Annotated in this window: 22 protein-coding genes; 10 read left to right on the top strand and 12 right to left on the bottom strand. The window is 32.3% G+C overall.

The annotated features are described in order from the left end of the window. Positions 1-1,731: a M14 family metallopeptidase gene (locus M0M57_RS16025; protein WP_248434110.1), complete on the bottom strand. Its 1,731-nt coding sequence runs from the start codon at positions 1,729-1,731 to the stop codon at positions 1-3. A gap of 92 nt (positions 1,732-1,823) precedes the next feature. On the opposite strand from M0M57_RS16025, the gene M0M57_RS16020 reads away from it, so the two are divergent. Next, positions 1,824-2,681, top strand: a complete 858-nt coding sequence (locus M0M57_RS16020; protein ID WP_248434109.1) for a T9SS type A sorting domain-containing protein — start codon at positions 1,824-1,826, stop codon at positions 2,679-2,681. Between the two features lie 49 nt (positions 2,682-2,730). On the opposite strand, the gene coaD is transcribed toward M0M57_RS16020, so the two are convergent. Together coaD and M0M57_RS16010 are read right to left on the bottom strand one after the other, a co-directional pair. After that, positions 2,731-3,186, bottom strand: a complete 456-nt coding sequence (gene coaD, locus M0M57_RS16015; protein WP_248434108.1) for a pantetheine-phosphate adenylyltransferase — start codon at positions 3,184-3,186, stop codon at positions 2,731-2,733. A gap of 9 nt (positions 3,187-3,195) precedes the next feature. Continuing rightward, on the bottom strand, positions 3,196-4,170 hold the full coding sequence (locus M0M57_RS16010; protein ID WP_248434107.1) for a D-alanine--D-alanine ligase: 975 nt from the start codon (positions 4,168-4,170) through the stop codon (positions 3,196-3,198). Positions 4,171-4,275: 105 nt separating this feature from the next. Here M0M57_RS16010 and M0M57_RS16005 point away from each other — a divergent pair, with 105 nt between their 5' ends. Both M0M57_RS16005 and M0M57_RS16000 read left to right on the top strand, forming a co-directional pair. After that, positions 4,276-4,890, top strand: coding sequence for a PASTA domain-containing protein (locus M0M57_RS16005; RefSeq protein WP_248434106.1), 615 nt, complete (start codon positions 4,276-4,278; stop codon positions 4,888-4,890). After that, entirely contained in the window at positions 4,883-5,923 is a 1,041-nt protein-coding gene (locus tag M0M57_RS16000) for an RluA family pseudouridine synthase (protein WP_248434105.1), read from the top strand. Before M0M57_RS16005 ends, M0M57_RS16000 begins: the two co-directional genes overlap by 8 nt. Before the next feature lie 70 nt (positions 5,924-5,993). Here the strand turns inward: M0M57_RS16000 and M0M57_RS15995 are convergent, their stop codons facing one another. Then, positions 5,994-7,310, bottom strand: coding sequence for a hypothetical protein (locus tag M0M57_RS15995; protein WP_248434104.1), 1,317 nt, complete (start codon positions 7,308-7,310; stop codon positions 5,994-5,996). A gap of 163 nt (positions 7,311-7,473) precedes the next feature. Here M0M57_RS15995 and M0M57_RS15990 point away from each other — a divergent pair, with 163 nt between their 5' ends. Next, on the top strand, positions 7,474-8,538 hold the full coding sequence (locus M0M57_RS15990) for a beta propeller repeat protein (protein ID WP_248434103.1): 1,065 nt from the start codon (positions 7,474-7,476) through the stop codon (positions 8,536-8,538). Here M0M57_RS15990 and M0M57_RS15985 read toward each other — a convergent pair. From M0M57_RS15985 to M0M57_RS15970, 4 genes are all read right to left on the bottom strand, one after another. Beyond that, a complete protein-coding gene (locus tag M0M57_RS15985; RefSeq protein ID WP_248434102.1) occupies positions 8,535-8,987 on the bottom strand; it encodes a sensor of ECF-type sigma factor in 453 nt (150 codons plus the stop codon). The two genes, M0M57_RS15990 and M0M57_RS15985, sit on opposite strands and share 4 nt — an antisense overlap. Before the next feature lie 13 nt (positions 8,988-9,000). Further along, entirely contained in the window at positions 9,001-9,414 is a 414-nt protein-coding gene (locus M0M57_RS15980) for a hypothetical protein (protein WP_248434101.1), read from the bottom strand. A 30-nt stretch (positions 9,415-9,444) separates the two neighbouring features. After that, the gene (locus tag M0M57_RS15975) at positions 9,445-9,987 is read right to left on the bottom strand and encodes an RNA polymerase sigma factor (protein ID WP_248434100.1); all 543 of its coding nucleotides are present in this window, start codon (positions 9,985-9,987) and stop codon (positions 9,445-9,447) included. 75 nt (positions 9,988-10,062) lie between these two features. Continuing rightward, positions 10,063-11,124 carry a GyrI-like domain-containing protein gene (locus tag M0M57_RS15970; RefSeq protein ID WP_248434099.1) on the bottom strand — a complete coding sequence of 354 codons (1,062 nt, stop codon included), beginning with the start codon at positions 11,122-11,124 and terminating at the stop codon, positions 10,063-10,065. A gap of 284 nt (positions 11,125-11,408) precedes the next feature. Between M0M57_RS15970 and M0M57_RS15965 the strand changes: the two genes are divergently transcribed. Together M0M57_RS15965 and M0M57_RS15960 are read left to right on the top strand one after the other, a co-directional pair. Continuing rightward, positions 11,409-11,609 (top strand): hypothetical protein, encoded by a 201-nt coding sequence (locus tag M0M57_RS15965; protein WP_248434098.1) that lies wholly within the window; start codon positions 11,409-11,411, stop codon positions 11,607-11,609. Between the two features lie 121 nt (positions 11,610-11,730). Continuing rightward, positions 11,731-11,913: a hypothetical protein gene (locus M0M57_RS15960; protein ID WP_248434097.1), complete on the top strand. Its 183-nt coding sequence runs from the start codon at positions 11,731-11,733 to the stop codon at positions 11,911-11,913. A 68-nt stretch (positions 11,914-11,981) separates the two neighbouring features. On the opposite strand, the gene M0M57_RS15955 is transcribed toward M0M57_RS15960, so the two are convergent. The 3 genes from M0M57_RS15955 to M0M57_RS15945 all read right to left on the bottom strand — a co-directional run bounded on the left by M0M57_RS15955 (position 11,982) and on the right by M0M57_RS15945 (position 14,346). Next, positions 11,982-12,818 carry an OmpA/MotB family protein gene (locus tag M0M57_RS15955; protein ID WP_248434096.1) on the bottom strand — a complete coding sequence of 279 codons (837 nt, stop codon included), beginning with the start codon at positions 12,816-12,818 and terminating at the stop codon, positions 11,982-11,984. A 74-nt stretch (positions 12,819-12,892) separates the two neighbouring features. After that, positions 12,893-13,888, bottom strand: coding sequence for a glycosyltransferase family 2 protein (locus tag M0M57_RS15950; protein ID WP_248434095.1), 996 nt, complete (start codon positions 13,886-13,888; stop codon positions 12,893-12,895). Between the two features lie 2 nt (positions 13,889-13,890). Next, a complete protein-coding gene (locus M0M57_RS15945; RefSeq protein ID WP_248434094.1) occupies positions 13,891-14,346 on the bottom strand; it encodes a type I restriction enzyme HsdR N-terminal domain-containing protein in 456 nt (151 codons plus the stop codon). A 45-nt stretch (positions 14,347-14,391) separates the two neighbouring features. Between M0M57_RS15945 and holA the strand changes: the two genes are divergently transcribed. From holA to M0M57_RS15925, 4 genes are all read left to right on the top strand, one after another. Continuing rightward, positions 14,392-15,396 (top strand): DNA polymerase III subunit delta, encoded by a 1,005-nt coding sequence (holA, locus tag M0M57_RS15940; protein WP_248434093.1) that lies wholly within the window; start codon positions 14,392-14,394, stop codon positions 15,394-15,396. Between the two features lie 59 nt (positions 15,397-15,455). Further along, complete coding sequence (locus M0M57_RS15935; RefSeq protein WP_112085772.1) at positions 15,456-15,638, top strand: CAL67264 family membrane protein; 183 nt, start codon at positions 15,456-15,458, stop codon at positions 15,636-15,638. 20 nt (positions 15,639-15,658) lie between these two features. Next, positions 15,659-17,353, top strand: a complete 1,695-nt coding sequence (gene ettA, locus M0M57_RS15930; protein WP_248434092.1) for an energy-dependent translational throttle protein EttA — start codon at positions 15,659-15,661, stop codon at positions 17,351-17,353. Between the two features lie 260 nt (positions 17,354-17,613). Then, complete coding sequence (locus M0M57_RS15925; protein WP_248434091.1) at positions 17,614-19,620, top strand: tetratricopeptide repeat-containing hybrid sensor histidine kinase/response regulator; 2,007 nt, start codon at positions 17,614-17,616, stop codon at positions 19,618-19,620. Here M0M57_RS15925 and M0M57_RS15920 read toward each other — a convergent pair. Then, on the bottom strand, positions 19,617-20,864 hold the full coding sequence (locus tag M0M57_RS15920; RefSeq protein WP_248434090.1) for a DEAD/DEAH box helicase: 1,248 nt from the start codon (positions 20,862-20,864) through the stop codon (positions 19,617-19,619). The two genes, M0M57_RS15925 and M0M57_RS15920, sit on opposite strands and share 4 nt — an antisense overlap. Positions 20,865-20,889: the final 25 nt, after the last annotated feature.

Raw genomic sequence — 20,889 nt, 5'->3', positions numbered from 1 at the left:
TTAATTCAAAACACGGTAAACAGGATAGGTGAGATGAGAAGATTCATAATATTCTGAATTTTTATAAATCCAATCCAACTGAGCCGAACCGTTATCTGCAAACGATTTGTCTTCTGCTTTTTTCTTTTCAAATTTTTCTTTTAACGTTGGATTTTTAGCTAAAATTTCCACTGCCAAATCTTCAAAAACATAAGCAGAATAGCCTTCTTTTTGTTGTAAAATCCCATCAAAAAAGTTCCAATTAAAAAATGAATCGGGTGCTTCGGGTTCTAATGTTTCCATTAAATATTTTACTGCAAATTGTTGTGTTGGAATAAAATAATCACCTTTTTTAAACACAATTTTCTCAATTAATTTATTCACAGTTGTGTTTGAATGCGGATAATGTCCTTCGTAAGCAGAAGTAGCAGTTTTATAATCTGCAATTTTATATTTTTCAACTTCAATCAACGTATCTTTTTCAAATTGAACCATTTCAACCTTATTCAATTTTAATAAGTCAATGACATTCCACCACGATTTTGGAATTATGTATGCCGAAGGAATTTCAACTTGTTTTTGCGGTTTATAAAAATGATAATATGGAATTTGCTTTTTAAATAGCTTCTTTTGATCGTAAAATAATCGATCTTTTCCTGAAATTTCACTTTTTTTATAACCAGATTCAAAACCCAAAAAATCAATTTGTTCCACTTTTGTACTGTCAATTTTCCATTGCAAAGTATAAAGCGATTTTGGTTTAAATTGAATTTGATTTTTAGTACGCAAATATTTTATTTTCAAATAATTTGCATCAGTATGTGCGATGGTTTCCAACATAAATTCGTAGGTAACTTTCACACGGTCTTCATATTTTTTTAACATATGTGTTTCCGGCATATAGCCTATGGTATGAAAAAGTGAAGCATATCCGGTGGAATAACGCGGTAAATCCATCATTTGTGTAAAACCTTTTTCAGGAGTTGCACCATAAACGGTTACGTACGGAATACTTTCAATCTTCTTCTTTAGTAATTGTGTTCTTATTTTTGGAGTCATTTCATCTTTTAAATAATTTCCTAAATCATTTCCAAGTTTTTGATGTTGTGTTTGAATATACGTCAAAACATATTGATAATCAGCACCATTACTCACGTGATTGTCAATAAAAACATCAGGATTTACCAAATGAAAAATTTCAGCAAAACTTCTTGCATTTTTGGTATCCGACTTTATAAAATCACGATTTAAATCGAAATTTCTATCATTTCCACGAAAGCCATATGATTCCGGACCATTTTGGTTCGCTCTTGAAAATGAATTTCGATTTAATGTTCCGCCAATATTATAAAAAGAAATTACGGCAATAATTGTGTTTTTTGGAACGGTAATTTTTCCTGTTGCTAAGTCTCGAATTAACATCATTGACGCATCAACACCATCGGGTTCGCTGGGATGAATGTTGTTATTTATTAACAGCATTGCTTTATTCTGATTTTTCTTCAAATCAAAATCTTTCTCAGGATTAAAAATTAGTAATCGAAGTGGTTCTCCGGAATCGGTTAGACCCATTTCCATCAATTTTATAGTTTTAAATTCTTTGGTTAATGAATTATAGAAATCAATCGCTTCCTGATACATTGCAGTTTGGTTTTTATTTCCTTTTTCGTAAGGAGTTAAAAAAGCATCACTTTTTTGTGAAAAAGTAAAAAATGAAGTAAGTAAAAAGTAAATGATTAAATTTTTTTCCATGAAAATAATTTTATAAGAATTTTTATATCAAAGTAATTTTGTATTGTAAAAAATATTAGATTTGTGTTCAACAAATTTAAAAATAATCATTTATGAAAAAAATTACTTTATTACTTTTATTGCTCGTAGGATCATTTGGTGTTGCTCAAACGATCTCTCATTCAAACTCAATGGATTTAGGTGACACAAATGTTGCTTGTAACATTGGAACGATTACTTCTGGTGAAAACAGTTACTTTAGATTTTTTCAATTGAATAGTTTTTCTATTACTGGAGACTACAGTATCACTAGTGTGCAATTTGGAGTTCAATCGTTAACAATTCCTACTTTGCCAGGAGGTTTTCCGGTAACTGTTAAAATTTCTTCTACTGCAAACACAAATTTTCCAATAGGATATCCTACTGGTTACACTGAGTTAACTCAAATTACAACAAATATTCAAACAACTGATGTAGGAACTTTAGTATCTATTCCAATTAGTGCAACGATTCCTGCAGGTTCAAATTTGTTGGTTGAAGTTGGTTATTTAGCTCAGGAAACTGGAAGTGGAAACCGTATTTTCTTATCAGCTAATGATCTAGGGCAAACAGCGGTTACTTATTTAGCAGCACCTGGTTGTGGTATAACATCTCCAACATCAATGACTACTGTAGGTTTTCCAGATGCTCATTTAGTATTAAGTGTAACCGGAGAAGTTTTAGGTTTAAATGATAGTTTGTTACAGCAAGTTTCGGTTTATCCTAATCCATCAAAAGAAAAAGTTACTGTGAGCTTACCAAACTCAATTTCAGTAGTAAAATCTACTTTAACTGATATCAGTGGAAAACAAATGGCAATCTCGCTAGATGTAAATAATTCATTTTCAGTTTCAGAATATGCTGCAGGCATCTATATTTTAAATTTAGAAACGACTGAAGGAGTTTTAAACAAAAGAATTGTTAAAGAATAAATTACTATTTAGTAAATAATTAAAAATCCGATTTTAATCGGATTTTTTTTTATTCTATTTTCACTGAATCCGGGACTAAAACGCTATAATCTCCGCCATTTCTAATTACATCGCGAACAATACTTGAACTGATATACGAAGTATTTGCTGCAGTTAATAAAAAGACAGTTTCAATTTTAGATAATTTTCTGTTGGTATGAGCGATTGCTTTTTCAAACTCAAAATCGGCTGGGTTTCGTAAACCTCGCAAAATAAATTCCGCTTTTTCTTTTTTGCATAAATCGATGGTCAATCCTTCATAAGTAATCACTCGTACTTTTGGAGAATCTTTAAAAGCATCTTCAATGAATTTTTTTCGTTGTTCGAGTGAAAACATGTATTTTTTTTCTGCATTGACACCAATAGCCACAATCACTTCATCAAAAAGTGAAATTCCACGTTTGATAATATCGAAATGGCCGTTTGTAATTGGGTCAAAAGAGCCTGGGAAGATTGCTTTTTTCATAGTTTATTTTTAGTTAGCTAAAGCCAATTCAATTGCGTTATCAAATAATTCTGTTAACGAAATTCCTGCCGCCTTAGCTTGTTGAGGCAAAATACTTTCGGTGGTCATACCGGGAATGGTATTCATTTCCAGCATATACGGTTCGTTGTTTACGATGATGAATTCACTTCGTGAAAATCCTTTCATTTTCAAGACTTCATACGCTCTTTTGGATACAGTTTCTACTTTTAATTTTAATTCCTCACTTATTCTGGCAGGTGTGATTTCTTGTGATTTTCCTAAATATTTGGCTTCATAATCAAAAAAATCATTTTCGGAAACGATTTCGGTAATTGGTAAAACAGTGATTTTTCCTTTAAAATTAATTACTCCAACTGAGACTTCTACACCATTCAAAAAACTTTCAATGATAATTTCGTTGTCTTCTTTATAGGCATTTTCAATGGCCGGAAGCAATTCATTCTTAGTTTTTACTTTCGAAATTCCGAAACTTGAACCGGATTTATTGGGTTTTACAAAACAAGGTAAACCAACTGTTTCAATAATTTTATCACTATCAATTTCATCACCTAAATTAAGGTAAAATGAAGTGGCTGTTTTAATTCCATATGGTTTTAAGACTGAAAGTAAATCTCTTTTATTAAATGTTAAAGCGGCTTGATAATAATCGCAACTTGTTTGCGGAATTCCAAGTAATTCAAAATAAGCTTGCATTAAACCATCTTCGCCGGGAGTACCGTGAATGGCATTAAAAACAACATCAAAGGTTATTTTTTTACCATTTAGATCAATTGAAAAATCATCTTTATTAATTGGAAATTCTTCATTTGATTCATTCACATAAACCCATTTCTCTTTAAAAATATGAATTTTAAACGGATTGTATTTTATTTTATCTAAATACTGATAAACAACACCACCGCTAGTAAGCGAAATTTGATATTCACTGGAATATCCACCCATAATAATGGCAACATTTTTCATTGAATTGCGTTTGTAAGTTTAGGTTTAAGTTAAACAAAATTATCATTTATTTATCGAAACAAAAAACGGTTTATAATTTTATATATTTGCAATAAATAAAATAGGATGAGTTTTAGAAAATATCTTACGAGTAAAGTCTTTTTTAGACAAGTTTTGGTTGCACTTGGTATTGTGGCAGTGTTGTCTTTTGTTTTTTTTAATATGTTATCGTATTTTACAAATCACGGCGAAGAAATCACAGTTCCTAATTTGAGCAAGCTAACTGTTGAACAAGCAGAAGAAAAACTTGAAAGTTTAGATTTAGATTATGTGCTTTTGGACACATTGGATTTTAATAAAGAATTTCCAAAATATGGTGTGGTCGTGCAAGATCCAAAACCGGGTTCTAAAGTAAAAGCCAATCGAAAAGTGTATATTAAAATAAATTCGGATGGTTATGCTTATGTAACTTTACCCGATTTAATTGAAAAAACATACCGTCAAGCAGAACCAACATTAAAATCGATTGGTCTGGAAATAGGAACCATTACTTATAAACCTTATCTAGGAAAAGACATGGTTTTGGAAATGAAACACAATGGAGCTCCAGTGAAACCAGGTGCAAAAATCATGAAAACTTCAAAAATTGATTTGGTTTTAGGAGATGGCAAAATAGCTTTTGACGAAACAGAAATAGATAGTCTTATGCAACAAGAAGACTTAGAAAATACGGATGAATAACTTACCAACAGTAGAATTAGAATCTGACGACGAATTATTTGAACACCACCGTTTTGAAGTCCCCAAAGGGCAATCGATGGTTCGGATAGATAAATATTTAATGCAAGTTGTAGAAAATACAACCCGCAACAAAATTCAACAAGCCGCAACTGCAGGAAACATAATAGTTAATGATGTTCCTGTAAAATCAAACTACAAAGTAAAACCGTTTGATGTCATCCGTTATTTGATGGCTCATCCGCCTTATGAATATTTGTTGGAACCCGAAGATATTCCCATCAATATTGTTTATGAAGATGAGCAATTGTTGATTGTAAACAAAGAAGCCGGCATGGTGGTTCATCCCGGTCACGGAAATTACAGTGGAACTTTAGTTAATGCGTTGGCTTTTCATTTTGAAAATCTACCAATGAACAGTTCCGAACGTCCCGGATTGGTGCATCGAATTGATAAAAATACCTCAGGATTGTTGGTTATTGCCAAAACGGAATTTGCAATGTCTTATTTAGCTAAACAATTTGCAGATAAAACATCTGAACGAGAATACATTGCTTTGGTTTGGGGAAATCCTACTGAAGACGAAGGAACAATTGGCGGTTTTATTGGAAGACATCAAAAAGACCGAATGCAAATGGCTGTTTATGACGATGAAGCTTTTGGAAAACCAGCCGTTACACATTATAAAGTGATTGAACGATTTGGGTATGTCACGTTAATTTCTTGTAGATTGGAAACAGGAAGAACACATCAAATTAGAGCTCACATGAAACATATTGGTCATCCGTTATTCAACGATGAACGATATGGCGGGCATCAAATTCTGAAAGGAACAACCTTTACAAAATACAAACAATTTGTAGAAAATTGTTTTAAGATTTTACCAAGACAAGCTCTGCATGCAAAAACACTAGGTTTTGAACATCCTACTACCAAAGAGTTTATGCGTTTTAATTCTGATATTCCGCAAGACATGGTAGATTGTATAGAGAAATGGAGAAATTATTCGAAATCGAATAGTGTAGAAGAAGAATAGAAATTAGTATAACTAAAAAAGCAGCAATCTCAATTATGATTTTGCTGCTTTTATATTTATATAATAATGATTATCCTCGTCTACCTGAATTAGAAGAACCTCTTGTTCCTGAGCTTTCAGATCTCGAAGAACTTCTTGTTGGAGCACTCATTTGGCTAGAAGAAGAACGTGGAGCCGATTGCACTTTAGGAGCCGGGTTGCTTCTTGGAGTACTCATTTGACTCGAAGAAGAACGTGGAGTAGATTGTGCTTTTGGCACAGATGTACTTCTAGGCGTACTCATTTGGCTAGAAGATGAACGTGGAGTAGATTGCACTTTTGGAACACTACTTGACGTTGACGAGCTTCTTGGCGTACTGTTTATCGAACTATGAGAGGAAGAATTATTTCTCACTCGTGGAGTAGGATTTTCTAAAGATGCAGAATTACTATTTACAAATTCAGAACTTCTTGGATTATTTCTTGGCGTATTATTGATTGCCATTTCTTCAGAACGTGTTGAACCATTTACTCTAGTTCTTGGTGTGTTTTGCGTAGCATTTGAACGAACACCATTATTTCTTGTTCCAGTGTATGAAGTTTCAGAAAGTTGGTTATTTCTTATGCTTCCCACAGAAGAATTTGAATTGTTTCCTTGACTTCTGGTAGCTCTAGTTTGAGTTAATTCATATCTATTATTCACACCATTGTTTCGGGTTGAAAACGATCGGGTAGGGTGTTGCGTTTCATAATAATTAGATCTCCTTGTTTGGTGCAATGCAATGGCTCTTGTACTTCTTCTATGATTAACATAATGACAAGTGTTGTTTACATTTACAAAAACATTCACATGATTTCTGTATCGAAAGATTGGCCAAGGATTCCAAGCATAATAATAAGTTGGATAATAACCCCAATACCAAGAAGAGTAATACGGACGATAGGAATGTACCCAAAACGTATTAAAAATGATTGGTCTGTGGATATAAACTGGCTCATAAATATAATTTGATCCATACATATAAACATCTCCAACAACTTGAACTTGCACATTGTTGTTACGATCTCTTTCAACTTCAACAGTTGCAACGTCTTGAAACATATCTCTCCCTAAAACAGATTGAACAATGATTAAATGTGTTCCGTTTTCCACTACTTCAATTACACGCAAATAATCTACTTGATTATCATTGTTTAAATCTAAATTAGAAATTGGATTTGAAGGATCATTCAATCTTCTTTCAAAATCTTCTAAATTGGAAGCTTCACCAAAAATGTGGGCAACAGCTCTCAAATCTAAATTATCGCTAATGTCAATAGAATTTGCTCGCACAGTGGTTCTATCTTGGGCATTTATACTTGTCATCCCGACAAACAAAATACAAAGGGTTAATAATGTAGTTTTCATAACGTTGAGTATTTAAAGTTTATAGTAAAGTGAACTTTACTTTTTACAGTTATACAATTTCTGTGCCAATACTTTTTTGAGCACTTTTTTTATAAGAATATATTGTAAAATAGTGCTTGTAAAATTCATTTTTGTTTTTATATTTGTAAAAATTCTTAACAAAATGCGTAAAATTTGTGAAATTATTATGTTATTCGTTTTGGTTTCTTGCAATAATGTTGAGAAAAAGTCAAAGCCAAATTTAAGAGCACCTTTTACAGGAGTAGAAATTGATACACTTTTAGCTGATACTATGAGTGTGAGAGCCATTACTTTAGAAAAAGATAAAGTTTGGTACGCCACCGATAAAGGCACTTATGGTTATTGCAGATTTGATAAATCAAAGAATTATATTGGTCAGATTACTTTGGATTCAGTTAATCCTCATTTTAGAGGAATTGCTAAAAACAGTTCTTCCATATTTATGATTAGTACCGAAAAACCAGCTGTGATTTATGAGGTGTCTAAAAAGGATAATTTGGTAACTAAAGTTTTTGAAGACAAAAATCCGAATGCGTTTTACAACGGAATTCAATTTTGGAATGATTATGAAGGAATTGCCATGGGTGATCCACAAAACGAATGTCTTTCTATTCTAATCACAAGAGATAGTGGTAAAACGTGGACAAAAGTTTCGTGTTCAGATTTACCAAAAATAGAATCAGGCGAAGCCGGTTTTGCTGCCAGCAATAGTAGTCTGGTTGTAAAAGGCGATTATACCTGGATTGTAACCGGAGGAACCAAAGCACGCGTTTTCTTTTCAAAAGACAAAGGAAAAACATGGTCGGTGCACGATACTCCAATGAATCAGGGAAAACCTATGGCAGGAATTTTTTCAGCCGATTTTTACAATGATACAATAGGAATAATTGCCGGTGGAGATTATGAAAATCAAGATGAAAATTCAAAAAACAAAGCCTTAACGATCAATAGCGGACAAACTTGGGCTTTAATTTCCGACGGAGAAGGGTTTGGTTATACTTCTTGTATTCAATTCGTACCTGAATCGGGTGGTCTTTTAACGGTTAGTGTTGGTCCGCAAGGGATTTATTTTTCAGACGACAGCGGTAATTTCTGGAAAAAAATTAGCGATGAAAAAGACTTGCATACCATTCGATTCATTAATGAACGAAATGCCATTGCCGCTGGAAAGAATAAGATTATCAAAATAAAATTTACATCAAATTAATTTCGTTTGGACGAACGATTTTCGCGGTATTGTTTTAATAAACTTCGATTAAAATCTTCTTCTGCTTTTTTGAGTTTGATGATTTTATGTGAACTGATTACACTTTTTAAATCGGCAACTAATTTTTTTCTCAATTGATGGGTTTCTTCTTCCACACTTTCCATTTGAGTTAATAAAGTAGAAGCATCTTTTTCAGACATCGAATCTAAGTCAGAATCCATACGTTTCATATACGATTTCATTTTATTATGACGTAGTTCAAATTGCTTTTCTTCAAAAGCATTATAAATTGGCCAGAATTTTTCGGCTTCTTGCTGAGTTAAAGATAATTCGGTGGTGATAAAAGCTGTTTTTAACGTTTTAATTTTATCTCTTTTTCCGCCTTGTGCAAAAGCAGTTGAAACAAAAATCAAACAAAAGAGCAGGATATAAATGGAACTTTTTTTCATGATAATTTTATTTTTAATCGATAAGATAATGTTCTAATACTTTATTTTCTAATAAATAATTTTCGATCGATTCAGATTCTAATGATTGATTTTTTTGTAATGAAGTTATGTCTGAATCGTCTAAAAGACTAATAATATCTTCTGTAGTAACACGTTGATGATAACTTAAATAACTTTCAATAGAATCATGATCAAGTGAATCATTTTCAATTTTCCAGTTTTGATAGGTAGGAATGCTAATTGCTAAAATAACAACAGCAGCAACCGCAGAAAACCAGTATTTTCGATAGGATTTAAGTTGAATGACTTTTGGTTCTTCGTTATCAATCTGACTCAAAATTTTAGATTCAAGTTCATCAAAGTAATTTTCTGGAACTTTAAAGCCGGGTTTAATTTTCGGATGTTTATGTAAATCAATTGGATTCATGCTTATTTGACTGTAAAAATTATAAATGGTTTAATCCTGTGATAAATATTCTTCAATTTTTTTAACGGCAATGTGATAGGAAGCTTTCAAACCTCCAACTGTGGTTCCTAAAATCTCCGATATTTCTTCATATTTCAATTCTTCAAAATATTTCATTTTAAAGATGAGTTGTTGTTTTTCGGGAAGCATCGCAATGGCTTTTTGTAATTTTAACTGAATTTCATCACCGTCAAAATACTCATCCGCTTGCATTTTTTCGGTTTGTTGCATAAGATAATCTTCGTTGGTAGTTTGAAACCGTTTTGATTTTTGTTGTAAAAAAGTCAAGGCTTCATTCGTGGCAATTCGATATATCCATGAAAAAAGTTTGCTTTCCCCTTTAAATCCGTTTAGATTTCTAAAAACTTTTACAAATGTATTCTGCAAAACATCGTCTGCGTCATCATGATTTAAAACAATGTTACGGATATGTGCATAGAGTGGTCGCTGATAGTGAGATACCAACTCCTGAAAGGCATTTCGTTGCGTTTTTGGATTTAATAACGATTCTATAAAAGCTTTTTCGTCTTGCAAAACAGTGTTTATCGATTAGACTGTGAATTTACAAAAAGGTTTAATAGCTTTTGTATAGAAAATAATTAACCTGATTTATTCAATAGGAGTAGGCGTTACAGGAACTGGTCTGATTGGTTTGCTAATTTGTTGTTTAACAGGAATATATATTTCCGTTAGCCATTGCGAAGGTTGCTTAACTTCCGTATTATTTTTTACATAAACTTCTCTAAAAGTTCCGTTGTAATTTTGCTCTAAATTATTCTTTTTAAGGTAATCGAATCCTTTATCCCAAGCTTCTTTACTATGCGAATAATCACCTTTTAATGTAATTTTTAACGCTTGATGAGGCATAATACTATCCACTGTAAACTCACTTTCGGGCGTTGTATAAATGATTTCCATAAGAGTTGAAGCAATTGAAAATTCAACTTTATCGTTTGCTACATCATATTTGTCAAAAACCACAAATTTTTGTTTGTTAGTTTTAATTTTATTTTCCTGAACAAAGTTATAAAGCAAAGGCATTGATTCCTGTAGAGCTGTATAAAAACCGGAAATAGTACTTTCTCCTTTACGCTTTAAATATTTTTGATGAGAAACTTCAACAATACCATCCAAATCGATAGAATAAGTTGAAATTTCTTTACTAAGAACCTTTTCTAATGCAATTAAATTATTTTCAAAATCAGAACCTAATTTCTTTTCAAATCCGCTTGAAAAAAAGGACTCCACTTTCCCCATAAAATCTAATTTTCCGGAGGAATTCCAAGTTACTTTGGTTCCGCCAACAGTATCTTTAAAAGTGATGAAAGCATCTGATGTAACACCATTCCAAGAAACTTTTTGAGCAATGCTGTCGTTTTCTTTCAAAAAAGTGGTTTCTACAGATCCGTTCCCGTTTGAACCGGTCCAATTAAATGACCCACCAACACCAACTGTATTATTTGGATAACTAGCTTTTAGATTCTTCTCATTCAAATTTAAGAATGATTCCCAATTTTGATAATCGTTTACATACTGAAAAAGAGTTGATTTTTCAATGTTGATAACCTTGCTTTTTGTAACAGAAAAATTACCTTCTTTAGTTGATAAATAAACCGAAAAAGCTAATAAAATCAACAAAATCAGCAGCAAAATATATTTTAGAATTCTCATTACAATTGGGTGTTTTAAAACGACTATGTAAAGGTAGGAAATTTATTTTAGTTTTAACAGAAACGAATTTTTCTCATACAAAAGATTTTAATTTTTTGATTTATATTTTAATAGTGTAAGAATTATGACACTTGAATTATTCAAATTCAATCTTATTTTATATCAATCTTATAATTTTTAATTGAATATGAAAAAAGATGTTCAGTTATTTCGTGAATTTAATATAAGATATTGAAAAAGAATCAGTTAATTATCAAAACGTTAAATTCTAAATTCAATTAATTATGAAAAAAATGATTAAACTGATTATGGTTTTTGGTATGATTGCTTTTCTTTCCTTTTCATGCAAGGAAAAAGCGTCTGAGCCAGTTGAAGAAGCTCCGGTTGCTCTTGATGTAGAAGCAATTAAAAGTGAAATTCAAGAACTTGAAAACAGGTATGCAAATGCAGCAAACTCTAGTAATGTTGATGCTGTAATGACCTAATTATGCCGATGATATTGTAAGTTATCCTACCGATAAATTACCAATTTCTGGTAAGGCAGCTTTACGTGAATCATTAGTAAAGGATTTTGAAGAAGGGAAAGACTTTAAAGTTTCCTTTGCTGTGAAAGACATTTTCCCTTCAAGCGATGGAGTTAAAGTGGTAGAATTAGGTGAGTTTACAGTTAAAGACAGCACCACAACTACAATTTATCACGGTCATTATATGTCTTTGTTTGAAAAACGTGATGGAAAATATGTCTGCATTAGAGACATGGCCGCTTCCGACATGCCAAGAAAAAAGTAAACATAATTCAACTAAAATGAAAAACGCCCCGAAATTCGAGGCGTTTTTGTTTATATCAATTCAGAAAATTATTTTCCTGATTGTTTTTTCATTTCCGTTTCAATCATTTGATAAAACTGATCGATTTTTGGCATCACAATTATTCTTGTTCTTCTGTTTGCCGCTCTGTTTTCAACGGTATTATTTTCAACCAAAGGCATAAATTCACCTCTACCAGCTGCAATTAACTGACGTGGATTTACTTTGTGTGTATTGGTTAACACACGAACAACGGCAGTAGCACGTTTTGCACTCAAATCCCAGTTGTCAACTAAAACACCATTTTTATACGGAACATTGTCTGTGTGACTTTCTACCATACATTCAAAATCAGGCTTATCGTTAACTACTTTAGCAACTTTACCTAAAATTTCTTTAGCACGGTCGCTAATTTCATAACTTCCTGATTTAAAAAGTAATTTATCAGCTATAGAAATCATCACAACTCCTTTTTCAACATTAATTTGAATATCCGGGTCAGAAATTCCAACAGCTCCTTTTAAACTAGTTACTAAAGCCAAAGTAACGCTGTCTTTTTTAGTTAGAGCATCTTGCAAACGTGAAATTTTTAAATCTTTTTCTTTTAAACTTTCCAACGATTTTTCAAGGTTTTCTGCACCTTTAGTGGTTAAAGTTGTCAAATTACCCATGTTATTGATTAGGTCAGAAGTGTTTTTCTTTAAATCACTAACCTGATTAGCTAATAATTCTTTTTCAGATAAACACATGTTTAATTTAACCGTGGTAGAATTCAACAAATCTTGACATTCTTTGTTTTGTGCCTCTAAGGCTGCAATTTTCTTTTTTGTACCACAAGAGCCCAAGGTTAAGGCAACAACTGATAGTAATAAAACTACTCTTCTCATAATTATTTCTTTTTTATTTTACAAAATTAACGCCATTCTATCAATAGAATTACATTTTGATAGATAAACTAATGTTAAAATTTATCTGCAAATATCGTGCAATTTTTAACAAAATAGGCATAAACAATACTATTAATTTTATAATAGTTAGTCTTGATTTTTGACGTTCGTTTTCGTATTGTTTTGATTAACAGAGTATAAAATGAAAAATGAGCTTTAAGAACGGCTAAGAAGTGTTTGAACTTTCCTTTTGCTAAAAATTGAATTCCGGCTATTGCGTCTAACACCATTCGTCCGATAATAATAATGAACAATTGATTACTTGGAAGGTTTTTAGTAAGCATCAATAACGAGTTCCTGAAGTTTAAAAACGTTTTCTTAGGATTTGATGTAGCCAAAGTTGCTCCTCCCAAATGATAAACCGTTGATAATCCACAATAAAATGTGTCATAATTTCGATTGAAACTTCGCCAACATAAATCGATTTCTTCTTGATGGGCAAAAAAATCTGAATCAAAACCATTTAGTTCTCTGAAGACTTCTTTTCGAATAAAAAAACAAGCACCGGAAGCCCAAAAAATTTGTAAAGTGTCATCATATTGACCATTATCTTTTTCGATTGTATCAAAAATGCGTCCGCGACAAAAGGGATAACCGAATTTATCAATAAAACCACCGCCAGCTCCTGCATATTCAAAGTAAGCTTTATTTTTATAATCTAAAATTTTAGGTTGAATAATGGCTGTGTTTGGATTTTCATCAAATAAATTCAAAATAGGACTGAGCCAGTTTTCGGTTACTTCAATATCTGAATTTACCAAACAATAAATTTCTTCTTCAATTGATTGTAAACCTTCATTATAACCTTGTGCAAAACCAAAATTAGATGTGTTTTGAATGATTTTAACAGACGGAAATTGTTCCTTTAAAACCAACAAAGAGTCATCGGTAGAAGCATTATCAACAACATAAACATTGGCTTCTTGCGAATAATTGACTACCGAAGGCAAAAATTCTTTAAGTAATTTTGCTCCGTTCCAATTGAGAATAACAACTGCGATTTTTTTCAAGATTATTTTATGATTGAGTTATAATTCGGAATATCATTTAAAAATAAATAACTTTCCTTTTCAAAATCCATTTGACAAAAATAGTGATTCAAACCGTTGGTTACCATTAAATAATTGGCTTTTAAAGTAAGATTGTAGCGTGCAATTTGATCAAAAACAGTTTGCGAAATAGGAACATTGGGTTGTTTACATTCCACTACTAAAAATATATTTCCATTTGGTTGAAATACAACAACATCATAGCGTTTTATTAAACCATTAATTTTAATCACTTTTTCAACATTAATCAACGATTTTGGATAGTTTTTTTCTATCATCAAAAATTGCACAACATGAATTCGAACCCATTCTTCAGGAGTGAGAACAATAAATTTTTTCCTGATTTCATCAAACACCAACACTTTATTTTCACTATTTTTGAAGCGAAAGGAAAAGTCGGGAAAATTCAGTTTTTGCATACCGCAAATTTAATTATTTAAAGCGAACTGCCAACAGTTAGTAGAATGGACGAAATAGTAAAAATCATCAACGATATTAAAAACGGAAATATCAAACCTATATATTTTTTAATGGGTGAAGAACCTTATTATATTGATAAATTAACTGAATATATCGAAGATAATGTGCTCTCGGAAGACGAAAAGGGATTCAATCAAATGGTTTTGTACGGAAGAGATGTTTCGGTTGAAGATATCATTTCAAATGCCAAACGTTATCCTATGATGGCCGATAGACAGGTTGTGATTGTAAAAGAAGCACAAGAACTTTCGAGAACAATAGATAAATTAGAAAGTTATGCCGAAAATCCGCAACCATCAACGGTTTTGGTAATTGCTTACAAGTATAAAACGTTAGACAAGCGAAAAAAATTAACCAAAATTATTGATAAAAACGGGTTGTTATTTGAAAGCAAAAAATTATATGAAAACCAAGTAGCGGCATGGATTTCAAGGGTTTTGAAGCCTAAAGATTATTCCATAGAACCGAAAGCTTCTGCCATGTTGGTAGAATTTTTAGGAACCGATTTGAGCAGAATTAGCAATGAATTAGACAAATTGCAAATTATTTTACCAAAAGGGACCGTCATCAATCCCAACCATATTGAAGAAAACATTGGATTTAGTAAAGATTTCAATGTGTTTGAATTTCGCAAAGCAATAGGCGATCGAGATCAATTGCAAGCCTACCGAATTGCTGATCATTTTGCTCAAAACAAAAAAGAATACCCAATGGTTTTGACTACGGGAATGGTTTTTTCGTTCTTTTCGCAAGTACTGCAATACCACGGTTTAAAAGACAAAAATCCTAAAAATGTGGCAAGTGTTTTAAAGATAAATCCTTATTTTGTAAAGGATTACGATGTGGCATTAAAAAATTATCCCATGAAAAAAGTTAGTTCAATTGTAGCCACTTTACGTGACATTGACTTAAAAAGCAAAGGAGTTGGTGCGAATCAATTACACGAATCAGATTTATTGAAAGAAATGTTAGTTAAAATCTTTAACTAGTCTTTAAAAAATCTTTAAATATTACCGATATTTGCCTTTCCAAAACAAAAAACTAAATTATGGGAATGAATAAAAACACGGTCCTGGCTTGGGCAACTTTTATAATGATTTTAATGGGGTTAATTTTAATCGGATTAGGAATTTACCGCTATGCCGATGTTGCCGGTTGGGGATTTGCCACCGTAGGCTTTGGCTTTTTTGCCATTGCATGGGTTTTTAATGCGTTAAAAGGAAGAGTATAATTTTATAAACAAACACAAAAATGTCAGACGATAAAAAAGTAATATTTTCAATGTCGAAAGTAAGTAAAACTTACTCAAGCACGAACAAACAAGTTTTAAAAGATATTTACCTAAGCTTTTTCTACGGAGCAAAAATTGGTATTTTAGGTTTAAATGGTTCCGGAAAATCATCTTTATTAAAGATTATTGCCGGAATTGATAAAAATTTTCAAGGCGATTTGGTTTTTGCACCCGGTTACAAAGTAGGTTATTTGGAGCAAGAACCACAATTAGACGAAACAAAAACAGTGATTGAAATCGTTCGTGAAGGAGCAGCTGAAATCTTTGCTTTATTAGACGAATTCAATAAAATCAACGATATGTTTGGTTTGCCGGAAGTTTATGAAGATGCCGATAAAATGCAAAAACTCATGGATCGTCAAGCGGAATTGCAAGACAAAATTGATGTAGCCGGAGCTTGGGAAATTGACAACAAATTAGAAGTAGCCATGGATGCTCTTCGAACTCCAGATCCCGAAACACCAATAAAAGTGTTATCGGGAGGAGAAAAAAGACGTGTAGCTTTATGTCGATTATTGCTTCAACAACCGGATGTTTTATTATTGGATGAGCCTACCAACCACTTGGATGCTGAGTCAGTTCTTTGGTTGGAACAACATTTACAACAATATCCGGGAACGGTAATTGCTGTAACGCACGACCGTTATTTCTTAGATAATGTTGCCGGTTGGATTTTAGAATTGGATAGAGGAGAAGGTATTCCGTGGAAAGGAAACTATTCTTCTTGGTTGGACCAAAAATCGAAACGTATGGAATTGGAAGAAAAAGTAGCTTCCAAACGCAGAAAAACGTTAGAACGCGAGTTAGATTGGGTTAGACAAGGAGCAAAAGGTCGTCAAACGAAACAAAAAGCTCGTTTGCAGAACTATGATAAATTATTGAACGAAGATCAAAAAGTATTGGATGAAAAGTTAGAGCTTTATATTCCAAATGGTCCTCGATTGGGAACAAATGTGATTAATGCGAATGGCGTTTCTAAAGCGTATGGCGATAAATTGTTGTATGAAGATTTGAACTTCACCCTTCCTCAAGCCGGAATAGTTGGAATTATCGGTCCGAATGGTGCCGGAAAAACCACCATTTTCAAAATGATTATGGGCGAAGAGAATCCTGATAAAGGAGATTTTACAACCGGAGATACCGTAAAAATTGCGTACGTAGATCAATCACATTCCAACATTGATCCTGAAAAATCAATTTGGGAAAACTTTTGCGATGGTCAAGAATTAATTATGATGGGCGGAAGACAAGTGAATTCAAGAGCCTATTTAAGCCGATTCAACTTCGGTGGAAGCGATCAAAACAAAAAAGTAGCCACACTTTCAGGTGGTGAACGTAACCGTCTGCATTTAGCCATTACACTAAAAGAAGAAGGAAACGTTTTGCTTTTGGATGAGCCAACAAATGATTTGGATATTAATACCTTAAGAGCTTTAGAAGAAGGTTTAGAAAACTTTGCAGGTTGTGCTGTAATTATTTCGCACGACAGATGGTTTTTAGATAGAGTTTGTACGCACATCTTAGCATTTGAAGGCGATTCGCAAGTCTATTTCTTTGAAGGAAGTTTCTCTGAATATGAAGAAAACAAGCGAAAACGTTTAGGTGGAGATTTAACTCCAAAACGTATCAAATACAAAAAATTAGTTAGAAATTAAATTTTATTAAAATCCTGAGAAATCAGGATTTTTTTTTAATAAATAGCTTATATTTGATAAAATATATTTTTAGGATGCCCCCAAAAAACCTACTACTTTTTATTTTTGTATTAACTTCTTACGCTCTTTTTTCACAAGAAAAAATAGTAACAAAAAAGGAGGTTTTGCAATTATTAAATTCTTCTGATAGTTGCTTATACAAATCAGATTATAAAAACTCTTTGTCATTTTCACGTAAAGCATTAAATTTTGCTTTGCAAATGAAAAACGACGACTTAATTGCTCGGTCGTATAACACGATTGCTGGAAATTATGAGGAAATTGTAGAGATTGATAAAGCATTGGAGTATTATGATAAATCGGTTTATCATTTTGAAAAAGCCTCGAATGATACACTCAAAGCAGCTGTTTTTAATAACATTGGCAATATTTATTTTTATAGAAAAAAAGATTTTCCGAAAGCAATAGACTACTATAATCAATCCATTGCCATTTCTGAAAAAATCAATAATGTCTATTCGGTTGTCTTATCAAAACTAAATTTAACGTCGCTTTATTTTGAAGAAAAAGAATATAAAAAGGGAATTGTCCATCTTGATTATGTAGAAAAAAATCGTGATAAGATTCGAATTGTTGATGTACAAGGTTATTTATACATTCTTTTAGGAAAAAAATACCACTATCTAAAAGAGTACGAACAAGCCGAATTTAATTTTAAAGAGGCTATTCGAATTGGCGAAGAAAATAATTCAAAAATCTATTTGTCTGATTCTTACAATGATTATTCTAAATTTTTATTTGATGTTGGAAAGCATGAAGAAGCTTATACATTTTTAGAAAAACATCAAATTTTGAAAAACGAAATTTTCGATTTAGAAAAAATCAAAAATGCCAAAATTATTGGAATGGATATCGCTTTAGACGAGTCAAAAAGAGAATTGTCTGCCATCAACAAAGAAAAACTTCTTCAATCGGAAAATTTAAAAAAGACAAAAATTATTGTTTCTTTAATTCTTGTGTTTTTAATGTTAATGATGTTTTTGCTTTATATTTTATATCGAAATAATATTTTCAGGAGAAAAGTAAACGATTATTTAGAAGTTAAAAATGAAGAACTGAAAATTGCCAAAGAAAAAGCAGAAGAGGCATCAAAACTCAAAACACAATTTATTTCTACCATCAGTCATGAATTGCGAACACCGCTTTATGGCGTAGTTGGAATAACCAATATGTTATCCGATGAACATAAAGAGTTGGCCGATAGTCCGCATTTGAACTCTTTGAAATTTTCTGCTCGTTACCTTTTGTCGTTGGTAAATGATTTGCTTCAAATTAATAAAATTGAAGAAAATAAAGTCGTTTTAGAAAACCTAACGATGAATATTCATGATGAAATCAATATGGTTTCCAATTCACTTTCATTTATAGCCAACCGCAATAGTAATAAAGTGGTGACAATGATTGACGATTCTATTCCTGATTATTTGGTTGGAGATAAACTACGTTTGTCGCAGATTTTGATGAATTTAGTTTCAAACGCACTTAAATTTACACAAAACGGAGAAGTTCGAATCAAAGCGAATTTAGAGAAAAGAGAAGGTACATTTTGCTTCGTTAAGTTTGAAGTTGAAGACACCGGCGTTGGAATTGCAGAGAAAGATCTTTCAAAAATATTTGATAAATTCGTTCAAATTGATCGAAAAGAAGACGATTATCAAGGTGCCGGTTTAGGACTTTCCATCGTAAAAAAATTAGTTACTATCTTTAAAAGTGAAATTTTTGTTGAAAGTGAAGAAGGAAAAGGAACAAAATTTACGTTTACAATTGCTTTTGATTCTGATATGACCAAAGTAAATGAAATTATCAACGACATCAAAGTCGATTTGTCCAGCGATATGGTTTACAAAGTTTTAGTGGTGGAAGACAACAAAATAAACCAAATGGTTACGCGTAAAATTATGGAGAAAAATAATTTTAAAACCGTAATTGTAGATGATGGTTATGCTGCCATGGAAGCGTTGTCAAAAGAACAATTTGATGTAGTTCTGATGGATATAAACATGCCACTCATCAACGGATTTGACACAACTAGGTTAATCAGAAAAAAAGGAATTACTATTCCAATCATCGCTTTAACAGCATTTGCCAAAGATGAAATTTCAGAAGAAGCGATTTCTGCCGGAATGAATGACGTGTTGATCAAACCATTCGAACCATCGAAATTAATTTACAGTATTGAAACGTTAGTGAAACGAAATAACGATTAGTACCAGCGTTTTTTGTTCTTTTTAGAAACATCTGATTTACGAGAAGGAGTTGCTTTCTTCGTATTTCTATAATCTTTTTTCTCTGGTTCAATAACCGGTTCAACATCATTCCAAGGATACGGATGATCTTTGATGGTTTTTACATTTACTTTCACCAATTTTTGAATGTCTTTCCAATATACTTCTTCGTCTTTTCCACAAAAAGAGATTGAAATTCCGCCGTTTCCTGCACGACCTGTTCGACCAATTCGGTGAACATACGTTTCAGGAATATTAGGTAAATCGAAGTTCAAAACATATGGCAAACTTTCAATGTCAATTCCGCGAGCAGCAATATCGGTAGCGACTAAAACTGAAATTTCATTCTTTTTGAATGCTTCCAAAACACGTTGACGAGCAGATTGCGATTTATCTCCGTGAATCGCTTCGGCATTTACACCGTTTTTCTTCAAGGCTTTTACCACATTATCGGCTCCGTGCTTGGTTCGGCTAAAGACTAATAATTGCTTCAAGCCTTCATTTCGAATTAAATGATATAATAATTTTCGTTTGTCTTCTTTATTTACAAAGTAAATGTGTTGTTCAACCGTTTCAGCCGTAGATGAAATTGGTGTAACCGAAACATATTTTGGTTTGGTCAAAAAGCTATCGGCCAATTCTCTAATGGCAATTGGCATGGTAGCCGAAAACAATAGAGTTTGTCTGTTATCCGGAGTTAATTTGATTATTTTCTTTACATCATTTATAAAACCCATGTCTAACATTTGATCGGCTTCGTCTAAAACCAATGTATGCAAATGGTCTAAATCGATAAAACCTTGTTTGTGTAAATCCAGCAAACGACCGGGTGTAACAATCAAAACATCAACACCTTTTTTTAACTGATCTACTTGCGGAACTTGGCTTACACCACCAAAAATAGTGAGTTGACGAATATTAGTATAACGACCATAGGTTTCAAAACTTTCACCAATTTGAATAGCTAATTCTCGTGTTGGTGTAACTACTAACGCACGAATATTTTTGCGTTTTTGAGCCGAACCAACAATTCTGTGCAACAAATTCAGAATCGGAATAGCAAAAGCGGCCGTTTTTCCGGTACCGGTTTGAGCACATCCAACCAAATCATTTCCTTCTAAAATTACCGGAATGGCTTGTTGTTGAATAGGAGTAGGCGTTGTATAGCCTTCGTCAGACAAGGCATGTTGTATATTTTGAAGTAGATTTAAATCCTGAAAAGTCATAATATTTTATTTGCCGGCAAAGATA

The organism is Flavobacterium azooxidireducens (assembly GCF_023195775.1).
GTDB lineage: Bacteria > Bacteroidota > Bacteroidia > Flavobacteriales > Flavobacteriaceae > Flavobacterium > Flavobacterium azooxidireducens.
The sequence above is the reverse complement of the archived record's forward strand: the minus strand, read 5'-3'. Positions and strand labels throughout refer to the sequence as shown.

Coding starts and splice junctions, on each gene's coding strand:
- M0M57_RS16005 (WP_248434106.1), top strand. CDS start 4,276: ATGAGTTTTAGAAAATATCTTACGAGTAAAGTCTTTTTTAGACAAGTT.
- M0M57_RS15995 (WP_248434104.1), bottom strand. CDS start 7,310: ATGAAAACTACATTATTAACCCTTTGTATTTTGTTTGTCGGGATGACA.
- M0M57_RS16010 (WP_248434107.1), bottom strand. CDS start 4,170: ATGAAAAATGTTGCCATTATTATGGGTGGATATTCCAGTGAATATCAA.
- M0M57_RS15925 (WP_248434091.1), top strand. CDS start 17,614: ATGAAAAACGACGACTTAATTGCTCGGTCGTATAACACGATTGCTGGA.
- M0M57_RS16000 (WP_248434105.1), top strand. CDS start 4,883: ATGAATAACTTACCAACAGTAGAATTAGAATCTGACGACGAATTATTT.
- M0M57_RS15920 (WP_248434090.1), bottom strand. CDS start 20,864: ATGACTTTTCAGGATTTAAATCTACTTCAAAATATACAACATGCCTTG.
- M0M57_RS16020 (WP_248434109.1), top strand. CDS start 1,824: ATGAAAAAAATTACTTTATTACTTTTATTGCTCGTAGGATCATTTGGT.
- M0M57_RS15980 (WP_248434101.1), bottom strand. CDS start 9,414: ATGAATCCAATTGATTTACATAAACATCCGAAAATTAAACCCGGCTTT.
- M0M57_RS16025 (WP_248434110.1), bottom strand. CDS start 1,731: ATGGAAAAAAATTTAATCATTTACTTTTTACTTACTTCATTTTTTACT.
- M0M57_RS15935 (WP_112085772.1), top strand. CDS start 15,456: ATGGGAATGAATAAAAACACGGTCCTGGCTTGGGCAACTTTTATAATG.
- M0M57_RS15985 (WP_248434102.1), bottom strand. CDS start 8,987: ATGAAAAAAAGTTCCATTTATATCCTGCTCTTTTGTTTGATTTTTGTT.
- M0M57_RS15945 (WP_248434094.1), bottom strand. CDS start 14,346: ATGCAAAAACTGAATTTTCCCGACTTTTCCTTTCGCTTCAAAAATAGT.
- ettA (WP_248434092.1), top strand. CDS start 15,659: ATGTCAGACGATAAAAAAGTAATATTTTCAATGTCGAAAGTAAGTAAA.
- coaD (WP_248434108.1), bottom strand. CDS start 3,186: ATGAAAAAAGCAATCTTCCCAGGCTCTTTTGACCCAATTACAAACGGC.
- M0M57_RS15970 (WP_248434099.1), bottom strand. CDS start 11,124: ATGAGAATTCTAAAATATATTTTGCTGCTGATTTTGTTGATTTTATTA.
- M0M57_RS15965 (WP_248434098.1), top strand. CDS start 11,409: ATGAAAAAAATGATTAAACTGATTATGGTTTTTGGTATGATTGCTTTT.
- holA (WP_248434093.1), top strand. CDS start 14,392: ATGGACGAAATAGTAAAAATCATCAACGATATTAAAAACGGAAATATC.
- M0M57_RS15955 (WP_248434096.1), bottom strand. CDS start 12,818: ATGAGAAGAGTAGTTTTATTACTATCAGTTGTTGCCTTAACCTTGGGC.
- M0M57_RS15990 (WP_248434103.1), top strand. CDS start 7,474: ATGCGTAAAATTTGTGAAATTATTATGTTATTCGTTTTGGTTTCTTGC.